Below are 18,209 nucleotides of genomic sequence, written 5' to 3' on the forward strand. Positions count from 1 at the left end.
GGTCAGAGGGCCACGTCCACGGGGGCGCGGGTCTCGCGGAGCGCGCTGCGCAGGATGGCCTCGCGGCGCGGGTGCTCGTCGCTGTCCAGGGCGGCGACGATCGCGTACTGCAGGAGCCGGGTGTCGCCGCGGGCGTTGAGCGCCGCGCCCTGCCAGGCACGGGCCTCGGGGTCCATCGCGGTGGTCAGGTCGATCACCGGGCGGCGGTGCGAGCGGCTCCGGGTGCTGTCGACGTTCTCCACCAGGTAGAGCGCGCAACCGAAGGCCAGGACGGTGAGGGCGACGACGGAGATGACCATGCCCCTTCAACGAGCCGGGAATGTCCGGGTTACGCCTTTCGTGCACGCGGGTTCCCGGTGTCGGCCCAGCCGCGCGCCGTACGCTCCTGCCCGTGACGACACCCACGCTCGACCTCGCCTTCCACGGCGACCCGGCGCGGGTGGCCGCGATCGCCGTCGAGGCCGAGGCCCGCGGCGTCGGCGGCCTCTTCGTCGCCGAGGCGACCCACGACCCGTACGTCGCCCTGGCGCTGGCCGGTACGGCGACCGAGCGGATCACCGTCGGCACCTCCGTCGCCGTCGCCCTGGCCCGGACGCCGATGTCGACGGCGTACTCGGCCTGGGACGTGCACCGGCTCACCGGGGGCCGCCTCGCCCTCGGCCTCGGCTCGCAGATCAAGCCGCACGTCACCCGGCGCTACGCGATGCCGTGGTCCCGGCCCGCCGAGCGGATGGCCGAGTACGTCGCCGCGCTGCGGGCGATCTGGGCGTCCTGGCAGGACGGGACGCCGCTGGACTTCCGGGGCGACTTCTACGAGCACACCCTGATGACCCCGATGTTCTCCCCGGACCCGGTCGACGCCGGGCCGCCGCCGGTCTGGCTGGCCGCGGTCGGCCCGCGGATGCTGCACGCCGCCGGCCGGGTCGCCGACGGCGTGATCTGCCACCCGCTGCTCTCCCGCGGCTACCTGGAGCAGGCGGTGCTGCCGGCCGTCGCCGCGGGCCGGGCGGACGGCGGCCGGGACGAGCCGTTCACCGTCTCGGCGCTCTGCCTCGTCGCCACCGGCCGGGACCAGGCCGGGCTGGACGCCGCGGTCGCCGGGGTGCGGAAGCAGATCGGCTTCTACGCCAGCACCCCCGCCTACCGACCCGTGCTGGAGCACCACGGCTGGAGCGACCTGCACGACGAGGCGCACCGGCTCACCGGGGAGAAGCGCTGGGACGAGCTCGGCGACCTCGTCGACGACGAGGTGCTCACGACCTTCGCCGTGGTCGGCGACCTGCCGACGGCGCGAGCCGGCCTGCGCGAGCGGTTCGCCGGGCTGGCCGACCGCTGCGTCCCGTCGATGCCGTACGACGCCGACGACCGGCTGGCGCTGGACCTCGTCGGCTGAGCGCTCCTACGGACCGTCGCCAGGCTCGGCAGGACGGCTCGCGAAGAGTCGCGCCGAACCGTGAGCACCGAACATCTTCAACGACCCGAGTACCAGGGTGGCGATGATGCTCGCCCCGATGCCGGCGATGAACACGTAGAGCTCGTGCTTCTGCTGCTCCTGGGGTAGGCGAAAGCGGGCCGCCATGCCGGACACGCTGGTCGTCGGGGTCCCGTCGGCCTCCCAGGACGTCTTGCTGCTGACGAAGCTGGTCACCAGCTGGTCGTTCTGGCCGTTCGGACCTTGGACGGCGTACAACGTGTTGACGGGGCTCGTGGGTGCCTCGACCCGGGTGCGGACCTTGATCGCCGAGGACCGGGAACGACGGGCGGTGGACGCTCCGGCCGCGCCCGGAAATTCGAAGAGGTGCTCGAGACCGTCCTCGCTCCAGAAGGCGTCCTTGTCGAAGGAGCAGGTGAAGTAGTGGAAGTGGTCCTTGAACAGGACTTCCTCGTCGTCCTTCGTGATCTCGCCGGGGCTGTCGTCGGTGTAGACGGTGGCCGTCGACAACCGGGTGTAACCGAGGCCGAACGCGACGTCCCACGGCAGGTCCGACACCTGGGCTCCTGGCGTCTGGTCCCTCTGGTCCGCCGGGTTCCCCTGGCCGGACAGGTACCCGACCACGGCGCGCTTCTCGGTCCGGGTGAGGGCCGCGAAGCGGACCGGCGCGACCTCGACGCTCGGGTCGTCGCAGCCGAGGAGAGCCCGGGAGATCCGACCGCTCAGCACGATGCTGAAGCCCTGTGCGCCGGAGGTCCCGGACGATGCGCCGGAATCAGCGGAGGGGGAGGACGGGGCGTCGGCGCTCACCCGGTCGCCGTAGCTGACGTCGAAGAAGACCCGGACCGGTCCGTCGCCCTCGGGGTCGACGGCGCGGGTGCTGACCTGGAAGTCGGCGAGATCGAAGCGATCCTCCACCGCGGCGGTGACGAAGCTTGACTCCGGAGGCCCGGGGCGCAGCTCCGACGACATCGACGAGACCCCCGGCTGCACCAGGAGAACGACGCAGCCCACGCCGATCACCGCCGCGCCCGCGAGCCTGATCGCGCCCTTGATCCACATCGTCAGGAACTCCCGTCGGGTTCGGTGCGTCGCGAGCTCAGGCGCTCGGCCAGCACGTCGCCGGCGAGTTTCAGCAGCGCGACCACCAAGCTGGCGATCGTGGCTGCCGCGAGCCCGCCCAGGAACACGGCACGCTCGCGCTTCGCTTCCTTGTTGCTTCGCGCGAAGGCCGACTCGGACGGATTGACGCCGATCAGCACCGGTTGCGCCTCCGCAGAAGTCGAGGAGGCGTCCGTGACGCGAATGCGCCCCGGGGTGGCGTAGTCCGCGGTGCCGTTGGTCCCCGTGAGCTCGATCCTGTCGTTGCGCACGAAGTCGACGTCACGGGACAGGCCCAGGTACGACGGCGTGCGTTCGAAGTGTGCGCGGGCCACGACCGCCGGCATGGTGAACGAGTCGATGCCGGCGCGGCGCTGCCAGAGGTTGCGTGCCTCGATCGTGCAGTGGAAGTCGGCCCACCGGGCACGGGTCGTGCCGCGCTTCTCGCCCGGCGACCAGGTCACCTTCCGATCCTCGGGCTGGAAGTCGTGCAAGGTCACGACCGTGTACGAACCCCTCCTGGTGTCGCGCTGCGACTCGTGGGGAGTGGTCGACCACTCGCTCTCGTTGTCGATGAACACCCCGGTGATCGGGACGGCTCGGAAGAACTGGTTGACCAGCTCGACCGCCGTGGCGGAGAGGTCGGAGTAGCGCGCCGTCGTGACCTCCGCCGCGTCGCCGAAGCAGTGCAGGCCCTTCGTCATCGGTCCACCCAGGATGAACTGCACGCCGCCGGGGTTCGTCGAGGAGACGATGAAGCGGAAGCTGGCTCGACCGGCAGCCAACGGCAGGACCGATCGGTCCGGAGTGACCCAGACCCACGCACCGCCGCTCTTCTGGGGAAGGTCGACCGCGATCAGGTTCGTGCCCTCCGGCGGCGTGCGATCGTGTGGCCACAGCACGGGGACGGCGCTGGTACGGAGGTAGCAGGTCAGCAGTCCGATGAGCACCAGTGCGCCCGTCGCCAGCACGGTCCGCTCGACCGTTCGCTGCCGAATCATGGCCGGAGTGTAGTGACGCCGACGGCTGGCGCGGGCGTGTTCCCCGAAGGACCTCCCGTCTCTGGGCCCGGTCGCGAGCGCCGGTCCGCACCCGCCACAGCGCGGATCAGGCGGACTCGAACCAGGGCTTGTGCAGGTCGTAGAAGGTCGCGCCCTCGGTGAGCTTGCCGAGGGCCTCGGCGATCTCCGGCGGGGGTGCGGCGGCGGGGTCGGACTCGCCTGCCCGGGCGCTGGCCTCGTCGCGGAAGGCGATCGTCTCGGTGAAGGTGCCGTCCGGCTCGATCGCCATCGTGCCGCCGATGATGTCGGGCCGCATCTGGCGCAGGGCGTCCTGGTCGGACATCAGCGCGTCCACCAGGGAGCGGTCGTCGATGTGCCCGCGGATGACCTGGACGAAGCCTGCCTGGTCGGACCCGCCGTCGAGGAACTCGGTGACCTCTTCGCAGTCGTGGAACTCGATGTCGCCGTCCATGAGTGAACGCATCTTCGAGGCCCAGGCGTCCTGCTCGGGCCGTTGCGAGTTCGCCATCGCGTCCTCGCGGGAGTTGAACCGGACGATCCCGAGGAACATGTCGTCGTCGGTGAACCCGAAGGTGCCGCCGAGATAGCCGTCCCCGGCGCCGACCTCGGTGCGCCAGGACTCGGCGAGCGCACGCAGCTCGTCCTGGCGGGTGCACGGGGCCTGCATGACTTGGATGAACATGGGTGCCTCCGATCGGTGGCCACCTCCCGGCGAGGCGGCCGGACCTTCTGACGCTAGTTCCGTCGCGGACGGAGGGCCATAGCCCGTTGGCGCGAAACTGAGCGAGGGGTCGTCCGCTCTGCTCCAATTGCCCGGTGCACGAACCGACGACACCGCCCGGCCCGCCGATGCCCGGTCCGCCGCCGACGTACGGCAACCCGTACGGCAGCCCGTACGGCACCCCTTACGGCACTCCTTCCTGGGGCCCGCCTGCACCGTGGCCGGTCGTGACCCGGTCGCGTCCGCCGGGGACGGTGCAGGCCGCAGTGATCGTGACCTGGGTGTGTGCCGGGCTGAGCGTCCTCATGACCGGGTTCGGCCTGCTCGCCGCGCTCTTCGTCGGCACCCTGCTGTTCGCTTCGTTCGGGGGTTCGGACATGGCCGAGATGGCGGTCTGGTTCGTCGTCAGCACGGTCGTCTCGCTGGCCGCGACCGGACTGGTCTGCTGGTTCGCCTGGAAGACCTGGCAGCGGTCCGGCTGGGCCCGCTACGCGCTGGGCGGGATGTCGCTGCTCGTGATGGTGCTCGCGGTGCTGTCCTTCTCGCTCCCCGGCATCGCGGTGTTCGCGTGCGCGGCGAGCGTCCTGCTCCTCCTGGCCATGCCGTCCTCGACCGCCTGGTTCCGTCAGGCGGGGCCGGAGCTACCGGGGCCGGCGGGACCGCCAGGCAGCTAGCTCGGCGTCGACGTCGCGCAGCGGCGTGATCACCGGAGGGCCGCCCTGGAGCTGGCGGCGGGCGTTGACGACGCGACGGTTGAAGGACTCCAGCTCGTCGCGGACGTCCTGCTCGCGGGCCAGCCGGTCGAGCGCGGCGTCGAGGGCCGCGTCGTCCTTGCGGAGCTGCAGCGCTTCGGGGAGGACGCCGGTGATCTGCTCGCGCTCGAGCAGCTTCTTGACCCACCAGTCCGGGTCCGAGGAGCCGAGGTCCGGCAGCGGCTTCCCGGCACCGGGCAGGTCGTCGAACTCGCCGCGCGCCATCGCCCGCTCGATCTGCAGGTCGACCCAGCGGGCCTGGTGCCGGATCCGGGCCGCGGCGGGGGTCTCGGGGCGCCCGTCCCGGGGCCTGCTCTGGGGCCTGTTCGGGGGCCTGTTCTGGGGGTCTTCGGTCATGCGATCACCTGGGTACGACGGTAGCCGCCCCCAGGTGATCGCGTCGCGGGTCAGGCGCGCCGGGCCGTGAAGAGCAGGTACTCCCACTCCATCCGGCCGCCGTTCCAGTGGTCCCGGGCCAGGTCGGCGAGCTCGTCGTCGAGCGAGGCGACCCGGTCGGGGTCCGCGGCGATGTTCTTGTAGACCGCGATCGTCGGGCCGTAGCAGGCCTTGAAGTAGTCCCGGAAGGCTTCCGGGGTCTCGAACGCGTCGACCACCAGCCGGGGGGCGTCGGTCCGCACCTCGGTCACCCGGTCGCCGAACAGTCCCTCCACGTGGGACCGGTCGCCCCACAGCGGCGGCGGCTGCGCGCCCGGGGGCGGCGGCGGGGCGTAGGGCTTCATGGTCGCGAACATCTGCCCGATGAAGCCGGACGGCGTCCAGCTGAGCAGCCCGATCGTGCCGCCGGGCCGGGTGACCCGGGCGAGCTCGTCGGCGGCCTCCTGGTGGTGCGGCGCGAACATCACGCCGACGCAGGAGAGCACGGTGTCGAACGCGGCGTCGTCGTACGGCAGGTTCTCGGCGTCGGCGACCTGCCAGCCGAGGGTGACGCCGGCTTCCCGGGCGTGCGCCTCGCCCGCGGCGAGCAGCTCGGGGGTGAGGTCGCTGGCGACGACCTCGGCCCCGGTCCGGGCCGCCGGGATCGACGCGTTGCCGGAGCCGGCCGCCACGTCGAGGACGCGTTGACCGGCGGCGACTCCGGCGGCCTCGACGAGCGTCGGGCCGAGGGGGCTGATCACGTCCACCGTCAGCCTGGGGTAGTCCCCCCACGCCCACATGGTGCGGTGCTTCTGCTTGAGCTCCGCATCCGCGGTGAGTGTCTGGTTCATCTCTGGATCCCTCCTCCTGGGTTCGTGCCTCCACCCTGCGTCCGGCGGCGGGGAGCCCTCCAGTCACAGATCTGTAGCGGGACCGGTTCAGGATCTGTACTGGTCAACGCGGCGCCGCGGCGGTGTACTGCTGGGGGGAGGTGGTGGCCGATGCCCTCGTACGGCCAGTTCTGTCCCGTCGCCAAGGCGATGGAGGTGCTCGACGAGCGCTGGACCCTGCTGATCGTCCGGGAGATGCTGCTGGGCAGCACCCGCTTCAACGAGCTCCGCCGGGGCGTGCCGAAGATGTCACCGGCGCTGCTGTCGAAACGGCTCCGGGCGCTGGAGCGGGCGGGGATCGTCGAGCGGTCGGAGGACCCGGGCGGGCGCAGCAGCTACACGCTGACGTCGAGCGGCGAGGAGCTCCGGCCGATCGTCGACGCGCTCGGCGCCTGGGGGGTCCGGTGGATCCCGCAGATCGGCGACGAGGACCTCGACCCGCACCTGCTGATGTGGGACGTACGCCGTACCGTGCCGGTCGGCGACTGGCCGCGCTCGCGGACGGTGGTGGCGTTCACTTTCGAGGACGTGCCGGTCAAGGCGTCGGCCTGGTGGCTGTGCGTGAACGGCGACGAGGTCGACGTGTGCGACTTCGACCCCGGTTACGGCGTCGCGGCGACGGTCGCGACCAGCTTGCGCACCTTCACCGGGATCTGGCGGGGCGACATCACCTGGGACCGGGCGATCCGGGCCGGGGAGGTGGAGGTGAGCGCGCCCACCGAGGTCCGCCGGCAGCTGCCGGTGTGGATCGGGCAGTCGCTGCTGTCGGCGGTGCCGCGTCCCTGAAGGCCGCTGGTCAGCCGGCCTGGACCGCGCGCGCCTGCGGGCTGCCGACCGGGGAGGCGAACCAGATCGTGCGGTTCTGCCAGTTGCCGGGACCCAGTCGCGGCGGGGAGCAGACGATGAGGGCGATCTGCGGCGGGCCGTCCTTCGCGTAGTACTCCGCGGAGCCGTCCGCGGCCCGGATCACGATCCGCTTGGTGACCTTGTAGCAGAGCTCGGCGCCGCCCTTGCCGCGCACGATGATGCGGTGCCCGACCTGGAGCCGGTCGAGCAGGTGGTTGCCGAGCGCGGTCCCGTCCGGCCAGGTGTGCGCGTTGATGAGGACGTTGCCCTTGGCTTCGCCGGGCTTGATCGTGGGTTCGTCCCAGGCGAAGGAGATCTTCGCGTTCCAGGCGGAGACCGGGAGCGCCGACGGCACGTCGTTGGCGTCGCGGGGCAGGCCCTCGACGGTCGCGTTCCTCGTCACTCCGGGGACCGAGATCCGGGTCGGGACGAAGGCGTGCGTGGCCGGCCGGTGGCAGACGGCCGACTTCAGCACGCTGCCCGGTACGACGGTCTGCGGCGCCGGCGGTGCGGCCTGCGGGGCCTCGGGGTCGGGCCACAGCCGCCAGACGGCGACGACGACGAGCGCGACGATGACGCCGACGACCAGCGAACGTCGGCGCGCGGTCGCGCTCATCGGATACCCCCGGGCATGGCACCAGGGTAGGCGGCGGACCCAGGTCGGTCGGACCGAACCCCGTACGACGGACCGCCCCGCCGGTCTCGCATCTGAGACACGCCGGGCGCGCCGCGCGTTGACCGGCGTACCGCGGGACGGTGGACTGGTCCCGTGCCAGCCGATGCGTCAGGGAGCCGACCAGCCGCCGCGGTGCACCACTTCGTCGAACGGCTTGCGGACCCGGCGCGCGGGCGAGCCGGCGTTGCCGCTGTCCGGGACGCGGTGGCCCAGCGTGATCACGCCGACCGGGTCGAAGGCCGGGTCGATCGCGAACTCGGCGCGGACCGCGTCGAGGCGCTCGGGCGGGATCCCGAAGAAGCACGACCCGAGGCCCTCGTCGACGCACGTCTGCAGGATCAGCAGCGAGGCCATCGCGGCGTCCATGTGCCAGAACGGCACCGGCCAGCGCGACTCGGCCTCGTCGGTCCAGCCCTTGTCGTCCTCCGCGTACCGCTTCAGGTAGGCGGCCTTGCTCGAGCAGGGCACGATCACGACCGGCGCGCGCATCATCCCGGTCAGCCACCGGTCCGGGTCGGCCAGCGCGGCCGGGTCGGTGGTCACCGACCACCAGCGCCGGACGTCGGCAGGGGTGTCGAGCACCAGGAAACCCCAGCCCTGGCTGAAGCCCGCGCTCGGCGCGTGGGTCGCGTTGCGCAACGCCCGGTCCACCACGGCCGGGTCCACCGGACGCTCGTCGTAGTTGCGGATCATCCTGCGGCGGTCGACGACGTCCTGGAACAGCATGAGGTTCAGGATGCCTGACGACTTCGAACGGATGTGGACCGACCTCGCGGGGGTCGGCCGCTCCTCGGCCAGCGGCGGTTACTTCCGGCAGCCGTTCGCCTCCGCCGAGCGCGAGTGCCACGCCTGGTTCTGCGCGCAGGCCGAGGCGCGCCGGCTGCGGCTGGAGCACGACGGCAACGGCAACACCGTCGCCTGGTGGGAGCCGTCCGGCGCGACCGGCGACGCCGTCCTCACCGGTTCGCACCTCGACTCCGTCCTCGACGGCGGCGCGTACGACGGCCCGCTCGGCGTGGTCTCCGCGCTCGCGGCCGTCGACGTCCTCCGGGACCGCGGGTTCGTGCCGTCCCGGCCGCTCGGCGTGGCCGCCTTCTCCGAGGAGGAGGGCTCCCGGTTCGGCCTCGCCTGCCTGGGGTCCCGGCTCGCGATCGGCGCCACCACGCCGGCGGCCGCCCGCGAGCTCCGCGACCGCGACGGCGTCGCCCTGCTGGACGCGATGGCCACCGCCGGCCTGGAGCCCGAGATCGGGCCCGCCGAATGGCTGCGCCGGGTCGGCACCTTCGTCGAGCTCCACGTCGAGCAGGGCCGCGACCTCGTCGACCGCGGCACCGCGGTCGGCCTCGGCTCCGCGATCTGGCCGCACGGCCGCTACCGCTTCGACTTCACCGGGGAGGCCAACCACGCCGGCACCACCCGGATGGAGGACCGGCACGACCCGATGCTGACCTACGCGATGACGGCGCTGGCCGCCAACAAGCAGGCCCGGCTGGCCGGCCAGCGGGCCACTTTCGGCCGGCTCGAGGTCGGCCCGAACTCGACGAACGCCGTGCCCTCGCGGGTCACCGCCTGGCTGGACGCGCGCTGCGAGAGCGACGCCGCCCTGGCCGCGCTGGTCGAGGCGATCGCGAAGCAGGGAGCCGACCGGGCCGAGCGCGACGGCACCGCGCTCGCCGTCACGGCCGAGTCGGTCTCGCCGGCGGTGGTCTTCGACGACGCGCTCACCCGGCGGCTCGCCCAGGCTGGTGCCGGGCCCGGCGACGGACCCGCACGCCCGGTGATCGCGACCCAGGCCGGGCACGACGCGGGCGTGCTCGCGGCGGCCGGCGTACCGACCGCGATGCTGTTCGTCCGCAACCCGACCGGGGTCTCGCACTCCCCGGGCGAGCACGCGGAGACGACCGACTGCCTGGCCGGCGTCGAGGCGCTCGCCGATGCGCTCGAGGAGCTCGCCCGATGACGCTCGCCGACGGCCGGCACGTCCTGCAGCACGCGCTCGTCGGCGACGAGGTGCTCGACGAGGTCGTGGTCGAGGTGGCCGGCGGCGTGATCACCGAGGTGGGTTTCGAGACGAGCGCAGGACGCCCTCCCCACCCAGCGGTGCTGGCGGGTCTGACCCTGCCGGCGTTCGCCAACTGCCACTCGCACGCCTTCCACCGCGGGCTGCGCGGCCACACCCAGACCGAGCGCGGGACCTTCTGGACCTGGCGCGAGCAGATGTACAAGCTCGCCGCCGAGCTCACCCCGGACTCCTACTTCGAGCTCGCCCGCGACGTGTACGCCGAGATGGTCGCGACCGGGATCGGCGCGGTCGGTGAGTTCCACTACCTGCACCACCAGCCCGACGGCACCCCGTACGACGACCCGAACGAGATGGGCAAGGCCCTGCTGGCGGCGGCCGACGACGCCGGGATCCGGATCCGGCTCCTCGACACCTGCTACCTGACCGCCGGGATCGGCATCGAGGCCCAGGGCGTCCAGCGCCGGTTCAGCGACGGCGACGCGCACCGCTGGGCCGAACGCGTCGCGGCCCTGGCCGACGACCGGGTCGGCGCGGCGATCCACTCGGTCCGGGCGGTCCCGCGCGACCAGCTCGGCGTCGTCGCGCGGGCCGCGGCCGGGCGTCCCCTGCACGTGCACCTGTCCGAGCAGGTCGCCGAGAACGAGGCCTGCCTGGCGGCGTACGGGCTGACCCCCACGCAGCTGCTCGCCGAAGAGGACGTCCTCGGCCCGATGACCAGCGTCGTGCACGCCACCCACCTGACCGCCACCGACATCCGGCTGCTCGGCGACTCGGGCACCTACTCCTGCTTCTGCCCGACCACCGAGCGGGACCTCGCCGACGGCATCGGGCCCTCGCGCACCCTGCACGCCGCGGGCTCGCCGCTGACCCTCGGGTCGGACAGCCACGCCGTCATCGACCTGTTCGAGGAGATGCGCGCCGTGGAGATGCACGAGCGGCTGGCCACCCAGGAGCGTGGGCACTGGAGCGCCGCCGAGCTGCTCGCCGCCGCGACCCGGGACGGGCACGCCTCGCTCGGCTTCGCCGACGCCGGGACGATCGCGGTCGGCCAGCGGGCCGATCTGGTCACCGTCGACCTCGGCAGCTGGCGCACGCGCGGGACCGGCGCGACGCCGGAGACGCTGGTCTTCGCCGCCACCGCGGCGGACGTGAGGAGGGACGCATGACGTCGCAGCTGCTCCAGGGGATCGCGGAGCTGGTCACCAACGACCCGGCCCGCGGCGACGGGCCGCTCGGCCTGGTCGCCGACGCGGCCGTGGTGATCGAGGTCGGGAAGGTCGCCTGGGTGGGCCCGCGGACCGAGGCGCCGGCGGCCGACGTGGCCCGCGACCTCGGCGGCCGCGCGGTCGTCCCCGGGTTCGTCGACTCGCACGCCCACCTGGTCTTCGGCGGCGACCGCGCCGCCGAGTTCGCCGCCCGGATGGAGGGGAAGGCCTACAGCGCGGGCGGGATCGCCACCACGGTCGCCGCGACCCGCGGCGCCACCGACGAGGCGCTCGTCGCGCACGTCGCCCGGCTCGTCGCCGAGATGCGCGCCCAGGGCACGACGACGGTGGAGATCAAGAGCGGCTACGGGCTCTCGGTCCGCGACGAGGCGCGCAGCCTCGCCATCGCCCAGGGGTTCACCAGCGAGACCACTTTCCTCGGCGCGCACGTCGTGCCGGCCGAGTACGCCGACGACCCGGCCGGCTACGTCGACCTGGTCACCGGCCCGATGCTCGCGGCCGCCGCGCCGCACGCGAAGTGGGTGGACGCGTTCTGCGAGCGCGGCGCCTTCGACGCCGACCAGTCGCGGGCCGTGCTGGCGGCCGGGACGGCGGCCGGCCTGCGCCCCCGGCTGCACGCCAACCAGCTCGGCCCCGGCCCGGGCGTCCAGCTCGCCTGCGAGCTCGGGCTGGTCGCGGTCGACCACTGCACCCACCTCGACGACGCCGACGTGGCCGCGCTGGCCGACTCGGGGACGATCGCCAGCCTGCTGCCGGGGGCGGAGTTCAGCACCCGGTCGCCGTACCCGGACGCGCGCCGGCTGCTCGACGCCGGCGTCACCGTCGCCCTCGCGACCGACTGCAACCCCGGTTCCAGCTACACCTCGTCGATGCCGTTCTGCATCGCGGTCGCGGTCCGCGACATGGGGATGACCCCGGCGGAGGCGCTGTGGTCGGCGACCGCCGGGGGCGCGGCCGCGCTGGACCGCGACGACGTCGGCCGGCTGGCCGTCGGGGCGCGCGCGGACCTGGCGGTGCTGGACGCGCCGTCGTACGTGCACCTGGCCTATCGCCCGGGAGTGCCGCTGGTCTGCGAGACGCTGAGTGCCTAGAAGCCAGCGACTGACCGCCCTCAGAAGAGCAGGTGCTGGCTCAGGTCGCCGGTCAGCGTGATGAAGATGGTCCGGCTCTCGAAGCACCACGAGCCGTCGACCTGGTGGAACGTGTCCTCGTAGTGCCCGCTGATCAGCGGCTGCAGCGGGAGCGTCTCGGTGGCCTGGAAGACCAGGTAGCTGGTCCGCGCCCAGGCCGTGCCGGCGTCCTCGTCGACCTCGATCCGGGCGTTGGTGGTGAGGTGCTTGGTCTTCGGCGTGCCGGTGTCCGGGTAGATCCTGGTGGTCGAGCGGTACAGCTTCCCGATCGCCTCGGAGCCGGTGAAGACCGTCTCCGGCCCCCCGTCGGGGACCCCGTGGATGCGCCCGTGGCGGAAGAGCTCCGCGACGCCGTCGAAGTCGCCGGCGTCGATCCGCTCGGCATAGGTGTAGATCAGGTTCTCGATCACGCGGGCGCTGTCCGGCACGCGCCCGAGCATAGGGCTTGAGAGCCCGCTCAAGTCGCTCCCAAGTCCGGCTCAAGTCGGTTCCCCGACGGTGGGGACATCCACCCGACAAGGAGACTTGAGATGAACCGACTTCACCGCCTCGGACTCGCAACGGCGCGTCATCCGTGGCGCGTCCTCGGGGTCTGGCTGCTGGTGCTCGTCGCGGCGGGCGCCGCCGCGGGCACCTGGGGCGGCACCCTGAAGGACAACTGGAACGTGCCGGGCGCCCGGGCCCAGGCCGGGCTGGAGCAGCTGCGCGAGCACGTGCCCGCCAGCGGCGGCTCCTCGGCCCAGGTCGTGCTGCACGACGGCGGCGGCGTCGCCGAGCCCGTGCTCGCGGCCACCGTCGCCCGGCTCGGCGCCCTCCCGCACGTGGTCAGCGCGACCCCGCGGGTCTCGGCCGACGGTGACACCGCGCTCGTCACGGTCCGGTACGACGTGCCGACCACCGACGGCCGGATCATGGGAGACCTCGCCCCGCTGGAGGAGGCGACCACCCCCGCGACCGAGGCCGGCTACACCGTCGAGCTCGGCGGAGAGCTCCCCGGCACCGCCGAGGAGATCCAGGGCGTCGGCGAGATCGTCGGCGTCGCGGTGGCCCTGGTGCTGCTGCTCCTGGCCTTCGGGTCGGTCGTCGCGGCCGGGCTGCCGATCCTCACCGCCGCGGCCGGCCTGGTCGTCGGCGGCTCCCTGGTCACGCTGCTCGCCGCCACCATGCACGTCTCGCCGACCGCGCCGACGATCGCGGTGATGGTCGGACTCGGCGTCGGCATCGACTACGCGCTCCTCGTCGTGACCCGGCACGTCGAGCGGCTCCGCGCCGGCGACGACCCGGTCGAGGCGGCGGCCGCGGCCACCGCCCGGGCCGGCCGCTCGGTCCTCGGCGCCGGCCTGACCGTGCTGGTCTCGCTGCTGGGCCTCCCGCTGGCCGGGCTGCCGACCTTCAGCGCCTTCGGGCTGGCCACCGCGTTCGCCGTGGGCGCGGTGATGGTCGCCGCGCTCACCCTGGTCCCGGCGCTCTGCGCGCTGGCCGGGCCGCGGCTGCTGCCGCGCAAGGTCCGGCGCGGGGTCGTGCCGCTGGCCGTTCCCGCCGACCACCGGCCGGGTCTCACCGCCCGGTGGGCCGCCCGGGTGGCCCGCCGGCCGCTGGCCTGGGCCGGCGTCGCGCTGGTCGTGATGCTCACCCTGGCCGCACCCGCGCTCGGCATGCACACCTGGCCGCAGGACGGCGGCTCGGAGTCGACCTCCTCGACCACCCGGCGCGCCCACGACCTGATCGCGGACGCGTTCGGGCCGGGCGCCAACGGGCCGCTCACGATGGTCGTCGACCGCGACCGGGTCGACGCGGCCGGCCTGGCCGAGGTGCGGCGTACGGTCGCCGGCGACCCCGGCGTCGCGGTCAGCGGCCCGGTGCTCACCTCGCCCGACGGCCGCCTCGCCGTCTGGGACGTCGAGCCCACCACCGCGCCGAGCGACCGCGCCACCACCGCGCTGATGGACCGGCTCCGCGCCGACCTGCCCGCCGGCGTGGAGATCACCGGCTACGTCCCGGTCCTGGCCGACATCTCCGCGATGCTGGCCGAGCGGATCTGGTGGGTCGTCGGGTTCGTCGTCGTCGTCTCGGTCGTGCTGCTCACGGTGATGTTCCGCTCGGTCCTGGTGCCGATCAAGGCCGCACTGATGAACCTGCTCTCCATCGCCGCCGCGTACGGCGTGATGACGCTGGTCTTCCAGCACGGCTGGGGCCTCTCCCTGCTCGGCATGGACCACACCGTGGCGGTGTCGAGCTGGGTCCCGATCCTGATGTTCGCCGTGCTGTTCGGGCTGTCGATGGACTACGAGGTCTTCCTGGTCTCCGCGATCCGCGACGACTGGCTCGACACCGGCGACGCGAAGGGCAGCGTCGTCCGCGGGCTGGCCGCCACCGGCCGGGTGATCTCGGTCGCCGCGGCGATCATGGTCGCGGTCTTCCTCGGCTTCGCCTCCGAGTCCGGCGTCGTCGTGAAGATGCTCGGCCTCGGGATGGCCGTCGCCGTCGCCCTGGACGCGACCGTCGTCCGGATGGTCCTGGTCCCCGCGACCATGACGCTCCTCGGCCGCTGGAACTGGTGGTTCCCGCGGTTCGGCCGGACGTCCGCCACCCCGCCCGCTCCGCGCCCGCAGGCGCCGGCGGACGCGCCCACCCTCACCGGCGCCTGAGCCGGGAACCCCTCTCGACCGACCCCACCCCCTGAAGGAGAAGAACCATGAGCACCACCACCGAGAACCCTGCCCGCAAGCCGCAGCTCTTCCTGCCCGGCCAGGTGGCCGCGCCGGAGGGCCCGGTCGACATGAAGATGATGTACGTGATGCACCACGCCTTCCGGCGCGACCTGGACAAGTTCGCCGCCGCGGTGGCGGCCACGCCGGCCGACGACGTCGCGACCTGGAAGGCGCTCGGCGCCCGCTGGGACCTCTTCTTCACCGTGCTGCACAACCACCACAGCGGCGAGGACGCCGGCCTCTGGCCGTTCCTGCTGGAGCGTGCCGACGAGACCGAGCGGGCCACGCTGGAGGCGATGGAGGAGGAGCACAGCCACATCGACCCGCTGCTCGCCGCCTGCGCCGAGGGGTTCGCGACGATGGCCGGGAACCACCCGGCGGTCGAGCGCGAGGACGTCCGCAACGCCCTCAAGGTCCGGGTCGTCGCGACCCGGGACGCGCTCGCCCGGCACCTCGCCCACGAGGAGACGGACGCGATGACGATCCTGCAGAAGTACATGACCGAGGAGCAGTGGATCGCCCTGGAGAAGGAGCACTTCCAGAAGAAGAAGGAGGGCGTCGGGTTCCTCTTCGCGGTGGTGCCGTGGGTCGTCGAGGGGATGGACGCCGGGGTCCGCGACGCGCTCTTCTCGGACCTGGGCGGCCCGTTCCGGCTGATCTGGGTGCTGACCCGGCGCGGGCACGCCAAGCGCGACCGGGCCGCCTTCGGCCACCTCGCCTGAGGGCCGCCTCAGAACCCGTGCTGCTCCCGCAGGCCGCCGAACCACCGGGCGACCTGCGGGAGCTGCCACGCCTCGATCAGCCCGTCGGCACGGTCGGCGTGCGCCCGGGCAAGGTCGTCCTGACCGGCCGCCTTCGCCGCCAGCGCCAGGTAGGCGTCGGCCGGTCCGTGCGCCGGGCCGGTCCCGGAGACGACGCACTGGCCGGCCAGCGGGGACAGCCGCCGGTAGAGGTCCGCGGCCAGGTCGGCCTCGCCCAGCGCCAGGGCCGCCTCGGCTCCGAAGGACCAGTGCAGCTCGCCGTACCAGTTGTCCTCGCCGGCCTCGTACGGCGCCCCGGCCCACACCTGTTCGGCGAGCTCGCGCTGGCCGTGCCGCAGCAGCAGCACGGTGAACCCGGGCACGATCGGCACGCTGGCCTCGCCGACGAACGACAGGAACGACTCGGTCGGGGGTTCTTCGGTGCCCCACATGTACGGGACCAGGACCGCGCCCTGGAGCGCGTCGGCCTTCTGCGGCACGGAGATCAGCTCGTCGAGCTCGGCCAGCCGGGCGTTGCGCTCGGCGATCGCCTCGCCGTCGCCGCGCATCGCGGCCCAGGACTGGCTCAGCGTGAGCGTCGCCAGCTCCAGGAAGTGCAGCCGGAGCTCGCGGGCGCTCTCCCGGATCGCGTCCACCTCCGCGTCCAGGCCGTCGAGCTCGCCGCGGCTGCACCGGACCGCGGCGAGCAGGAACCGGGCCAGCAGCCCGGCCCGCTCGTCGCCCTCCTCCTCGGCCAGACGCACCGCCTCCTGGGCCATCAGGGTCCGCTCGGCCGTGGTCTCGCGGCGCCAGCGGACGCTGAAGCCGTAGGTCAGCACGCTCAGCAGGAGCCGGCGGTCGCCGAGGCGGCGTGCCATCGACACGGCCTCGTCGGTGAGTGCGTCGACCTCCGCCTTGTGGTGTCCGTAGAACAGCTCGCCGGCGAGGAGCAGCAGCAGCCGGCAGCGGACCTCGCTGTCCTGGCCGGCCAGCAGGTCCAGGGCGCGGCGCATCGCCTCCACCACCGGGGTGACGACGACGCCGTAGTTCCGGACCGGCCAGACCGCCCCGTCGGCGAGCACCAGCGCCGCGCCGACCACGAGCTCGGGGTCGCCGAGCTCGTCGCCGATCGCGATCGCCTCGTCGACGGCCGCGGTCATCTCGACCAGCCGGGTGCTCCAGCGACAGGCGTCGGCGTACCCGACGAGGAGGTCCCAGCGGTCCCGGGGCACGGACGCGCGGTCCTGCGCCTGCAGCGCCAGCGCGGCGCTGAAGTGCTGGGCGGCCTCCTCCGCGGCGTGCGACCGCATCGCCCGGTTGCCGGCCCGCATCTCGGCCCGCCAGGCCTTGTCCACGTGCCGGGGTCCGGCGGCGCTCCAGTGCCGGGCGATCTCGGCGGTCCGGCGGTGCGCGGCCGGCGCGGCCTCGACCAGGGCGGCGAGACCGGCGTGCATCCGCTCCCGGCGCGACGGCGAGAGCTCGGCGTACGCCGTGTCCCGGGCCAGCGCGTGGCTGAACCGGAACCGGTCCGCCCCGAGGTCGTGGAGCAGCTCGCTGCGCAGCGCCGGCTCCAGCAGGTCCAGCACCTCGACCTCGCCGCGGCCGAGCGCCGGAGCGAGCAGGTCGAGGTCGAACTCCCGGCCGATCACCGCACCGGCCGTGACCGCCTCGGCGGTGCCCGCGGGGAGCTGGTGGAGCCGGCGCTGCACGACGTCGGAGATGGCCCGCGGCGTCGAGGCGAGCACGGTGGCCAGGTCCTCGGGCCGGTCCCGCGCCAGGCGGGCGTACTCGACGAGGAAGAAGGCGTTGCCGTCGGTACGCCGGTGCAGGGCCTCGGTGGTCGCCGGGTCCGGGTCGTCGCCGGAGATCGACCCGACCACGCCGCGGGCCTCCTCCGCGGTGAGGCCGTGGACCTCCAGGACGGACGCGCCGGCCCGGGCCAGCGCCGCCGCGGTCTCGGCGAACGCGTCCCCCGGAGATCCCGGTTGCGCGCCCGGCCGGGTGGTGGGCCGGGTGGTGGGCCGGGTGGTGGTGAGCACGAGCAGCCGCGCGGAGTCGACGTGCGCGGCCAGGTGCCGCAGCACCCGCAGCGATGACGCGTCGGCCCAGTGCACGTCCTCGAGCACGAGCAGGACCGACCGGTCCGCGGCGAGTCCGACGATCTGCTGGCGGATCGCCTCGGCGATCGCGAAGCGCTCCAGGTCGTGGTCCTCGGAGCTGCCGGCGTGCTCGCGGCCGAGCGCGGTGGTCCACGGCCAGAGCGGCGGCGCGTCCTCCTCCTGCGAGCAGCGGCCGAGCAGGACCCCGGCGCCGGTGTCCCGCACCCTTCGGGCCAGCTCGATCGCCAGCCGGGTCTTCCCGGCGCCCGGTTCGCCGACCAGGGTGACGAAGGTCGGCGTGCCCGCCTCGGCCGCCTGCCAGGCGCTGTCGAGGGCGGCGAGCTCGGCGGCCCGGCCGGCCAACGGCCACTCCGGGGTGGGGATCTCGGTGACGAACGGTCCCGTCGCGCCCCGGGTCTCCCGCGCGGCCGCCGCGGGGGGCGTCGCGGGGGGCGTCGCGGGGCG

18 protein-coding genes are annotated in these 18,209 nt (G+C 73.6%); 8 read left to right on the forward strand and 10 right to left on the reverse strand.

Translation table 11 applies throughout. The features are described from left to right. Positions 1-2: 2 nt before the first annotated feature. Positions 3-299 (reverse strand): hypothetical protein, encoded by a 297-nt coding sequence (locus AB4Y76_RS01650; protein ID WP_441921746.1) that lies wholly within the window; start codon positions 297-299, stop codon positions 3-5. Between the two features lie 92 nt (positions 300-391). On the opposite strand from AB4Y76_RS01650, the gene AB4Y76_RS01655 reads away from it, so the two are divergent. Continuing rightward, the gene (locus AB4Y76_RS01655; RefSeq protein WP_441921747.1) at positions 392-1,393 is read left to right on the forward strand and encodes a TIGR03617 family F420-dependent LLM class oxidoreductase; all 1,002 of its coding nucleotides are present in this window, start codon (positions 392-394) and stop codon (positions 1,391-1,393) included. Positions 1,394-1,399: 6 nt separating this feature from the next. Here the strand turns inward: AB4Y76_RS01655 and AB4Y76_RS01660 are convergent, their stop codons facing one another. The 3 genes from AB4Y76_RS01660 to AB4Y76_RS01670 form a co-directional block, all read right to left on the reverse strand. Next, entirely contained in the window at positions 1,400-2,494 is a 1,095-nt protein-coding gene (locus AB4Y76_RS01660) for a hypothetical protein (protein WP_441921748.1), read from the reverse strand. A gap of 2 nt (positions 2,495-2,496) precedes the next feature. Then, positions 2,497-3,534, reverse strand: a complete 1,038-nt coding sequence (locus AB4Y76_RS01665; protein ID WP_441921749.1) for a hypothetical protein — start codon at positions 3,532-3,534, stop codon at positions 2,497-2,499. Positions 3,535-3,640: 106 nt separating this feature from the next. Then, the gene (locus tag AB4Y76_RS01670) at positions 3,641-4,237 is read right to left on the reverse strand and encodes a hypothetical protein (RefSeq protein ID WP_441921750.1); all 597 of its coding nucleotides are present in this window, start codon (positions 4,235-4,237) and stop codon (positions 3,641-3,643) included. Between the two features lie 134 nt (positions 4,238-4,371). On the opposite strand from AB4Y76_RS01670, the gene AB4Y76_RS01675 reads away from it, so the two are divergent. Further along, positions 4,372-4,950, forward strand: a complete 579-nt coding sequence (locus AB4Y76_RS01675) for a hypothetical protein (RefSeq protein WP_441921751.1) — start codon at positions 4,372-4,374, stop codon at positions 4,948-4,950. Here the strand turns inward: AB4Y76_RS01675 and AB4Y76_RS01680 are convergent. Then, positions 4,918-5,385, reverse strand: coding sequence for a J-domain-containing protein (locus tag AB4Y76_RS01680; protein WP_441921752.1), 468 nt, complete (start codon positions 5,383-5,385; stop codon positions 4,918-4,920). The genes AB4Y76_RS01675 and AB4Y76_RS01680 overlap by 33 nt on opposite strands. 50 nt (positions 5,386-5,435) lie before the next feature. Further along, a complete protein-coding gene (locus AB4Y76_RS01685; protein WP_441921753.1) occupies positions 5,436-6,254 on the reverse strand; it encodes a class I SAM-dependent methyltransferase in 819 nt (272 codons plus the stop codon). Between the two features lie 150 nt (positions 6,255-6,404). On the opposite strand from AB4Y76_RS01685, the gene AB4Y76_RS01690 reads away from it, so the two are divergent. Further along, positions 6,405-7,079: a winged helix-turn-helix transcriptional regulator gene (locus AB4Y76_RS01690; protein ID WP_441921754.1), complete on the forward strand. Its 675-nt coding sequence runs from the start codon at positions 6,405-6,407 to the stop codon at positions 7,077-7,079. A gap of 10 nt (positions 7,080-7,089) precedes the next feature. Here AB4Y76_RS01690 and AB4Y76_RS01695 read toward each other — a convergent pair whose 3' ends face one another. Together AB4Y76_RS01695 and AB4Y76_RS01700 are read right to left on the reverse strand one after the other, a co-directional pair. Further along, the gene (locus AB4Y76_RS01695; RefSeq protein WP_441921755.1) at positions 7,090-7,755 is read right to left on the reverse strand and encodes a class F sortase; all 666 of its coding nucleotides are present in this window, start codon (positions 7,753-7,755) and stop codon (positions 7,090-7,092) included. 168 nt (positions 7,756-7,923) lie between these two features. Beyond that, positions 7,924-8,541, reverse strand: coding sequence for a nitroreductase family protein (locus AB4Y76_RS01700; protein WP_441921756.1), 618 nt, complete (start codon positions 8,539-8,541; stop codon positions 7,924-7,926). A gap of 10 nt (positions 8,542-8,551) precedes the next feature. Between AB4Y76_RS01700 and AB4Y76_RS01705 the strand changes: the two genes are divergently transcribed. Genes AB4Y76_RS01705 through hutI form a run of 3 tightly spaced genes read left to right on the forward strand, consistent with a single transcriptional unit; the run spans position 8,552 to position 12,155 of the window. Next, positions 8,552-9,775, forward strand: coding sequence for an allantoate amidohydrolase (locus AB4Y76_RS01705; RefSeq protein ID WP_441921757.1), 1,224 nt, complete (start codon positions 8,552-8,554; stop codon positions 9,773-9,775). Then, entirely contained in the window at positions 9,772-11,004 is a 1,233-nt protein-coding gene (locus AB4Y76_RS01710; RefSeq protein ID WP_441921758.1) for a formimidoylglutamate deiminase, read from the forward strand. Before AB4Y76_RS01705 ends, AB4Y76_RS01710 begins: the two co-directional genes overlap by 4 nt. Continuing rightward, positions 11,001-12,155: an imidazolonepropionase gene (gene hutI, locus AB4Y76_RS01715; RefSeq protein ID WP_441921759.1), complete on the forward strand. Its 1,155-nt coding sequence runs from the start codon at positions 11,001-11,003 to the stop codon at positions 12,153-12,155. Before AB4Y76_RS01710 ends, hutI begins: the two co-directional genes overlap by 4 nt. 20 nt (positions 12,156-12,175) lie before the next feature. Here the strand turns inward: hutI and AB4Y76_RS01720 are convergent, their stop codons facing one another. Continuing rightward, on the reverse strand, positions 12,176-12,622 hold the full coding sequence (locus tag AB4Y76_RS01720; protein ID WP_441921760.1) for a nuclear transport factor 2 family protein: 447 nt from the start codon (positions 12,620-12,622) through the stop codon (positions 12,176-12,178). Between the two features lie 102 nt (positions 12,623-12,724). On the opposite strand from AB4Y76_RS01720, the gene AB4Y76_RS01725 reads away from it, so the two are divergent. Together AB4Y76_RS01725 and AB4Y76_RS01730 are read left to right on the forward strand one after the other, a co-directional pair. After that, positions 12,725-14,842 carry an MMPL family transporter gene (locus AB4Y76_RS01725; RefSeq protein ID WP_441921761.1) on the forward strand — a complete coding sequence of 706 codons (2,118 nt, stop codon included), beginning with the start codon at positions 12,725-12,727 and terminating at the stop codon, positions 14,840-14,842. A gap of 47 nt (positions 14,843-14,889) precedes the next feature. Further along, positions 14,890-15,627, forward strand: a complete 738-nt coding sequence (locus AB4Y76_RS01730) for a hemerythrin domain-containing protein (RefSeq protein WP_441921762.1) — start codon at positions 14,890-14,892, stop codon at positions 15,625-15,627. A gap of 8 nt (positions 15,628-15,635) precedes the next feature. Here the strand turns inward: AB4Y76_RS01730 and AB4Y76_RS01735 are convergent. After that, positions 15,636-18,209: ATP-binding protein (locus AB4Y76_RS01735; protein WP_441921763.1), on the reverse strand; the 2,574-nt coding region annotated here is incomplete at its 5' end.

The sequence above is a fragment of the Marmoricola sp. RAF53 genome (assembly GCF_052114005.1).
Taxonomy (GTDB): domain Bacteria; phylum Actinomycetota; class Actinomycetes; order Propionibacteriales; family Nocardioidaceae; genus Marmoricola.

Coding starts and splice junctions, on each gene's coding strand:
- AB4Y76_RS01725 (WP_441921761.1), top strand. CDS start 12,725: ATGAACCGACTTCACCGCCTCGGACTCGCAACGGCGCGTCATCCGTGG.
- AB4Y76_RS01700 (WP_441921756.1), bottom strand. CDS start 8,541: ATGCTGTTCCAGGACGTCGTCGACCGCCGCAGGATGATCCGCAACTAC.
- AB4Y76_RS01690 (WP_441921754.1), top strand. CDS start 6,405: ATGCCCTCGTACGGCCAGTTCTGTCCCGTCGCCAAGGCGATGGAGGTG.
- AB4Y76_RS01665 (WP_441921749.1), bottom strand. CDS start 3,534: ATGATTCGGCAGCGAACGGTCGAGCGGACCGTGCTGGCGACGGGCGCA.
- AB4Y76_RS01705 (WP_441921757.1), top strand. CDS start 8,552: ATGCCTGACGACTTCGAACGGATGTGGACCGACCTCGCGGGGGTCGGC.
- AB4Y76_RS01670 (WP_441921750.1), bottom strand. CDS start 4,237: ATGTTCATCCAAGTCATGCAGGCCCCGTGCACCCGCCAGGACGAGCTG.
- AB4Y76_RS01650 (WP_441921746.1), bottom strand. CDS start 299: ATGGTCATCTCCGTCGTCGCCCTCACCGTCCTGGCCTTCGGTTGCGCG.
- AB4Y76_RS01680 (WP_441921752.1), bottom strand. CDS start 5,385: ATGACCGAAGACCCCCAGAACAGGCCCCCGAACAGGCCCCAGAGCAGG.
- hutI (WP_441921759.1), top strand. CDS start 11,001: ATGACGTCGCAGCTGCTCCAGGGGATCGCGGAGCTGGTCACCAACGAC.
- AB4Y76_RS01685 (WP_441921753.1), bottom strand. CDS start 6,254: ATGAACCAGACACTCACCGCGGATGCGGAGCTCAAGCAGAAGCACCGC.
- AB4Y76_RS01660 (WP_441921748.1), bottom strand. CDS start 2,494: ATGTGGATCAAGGGCGCGATCAGGCTCGCGGGCGCGGCGGTGATCGGC.
- AB4Y76_RS01730 (WP_441921762.1), top strand. CDS start 14,890: ATGAGCACCACCACCGAGAACCCTGCCCGCAAGCCGCAGCTCTTCCTG.
- AB4Y76_RS01710 (WP_441921758.1), top strand. CDS start 9,772: ATGACGCTCGCCGACGGCCGGCACGTCCTGCAGCACGCGCTCGTCGGC.
- AB4Y76_RS01695 (WP_441921755.1), bottom strand. CDS start 7,755: ATGAGCGCGACCGCGCGCCGACGTTCGCTGGTCGTCGGCGTCATCGTC.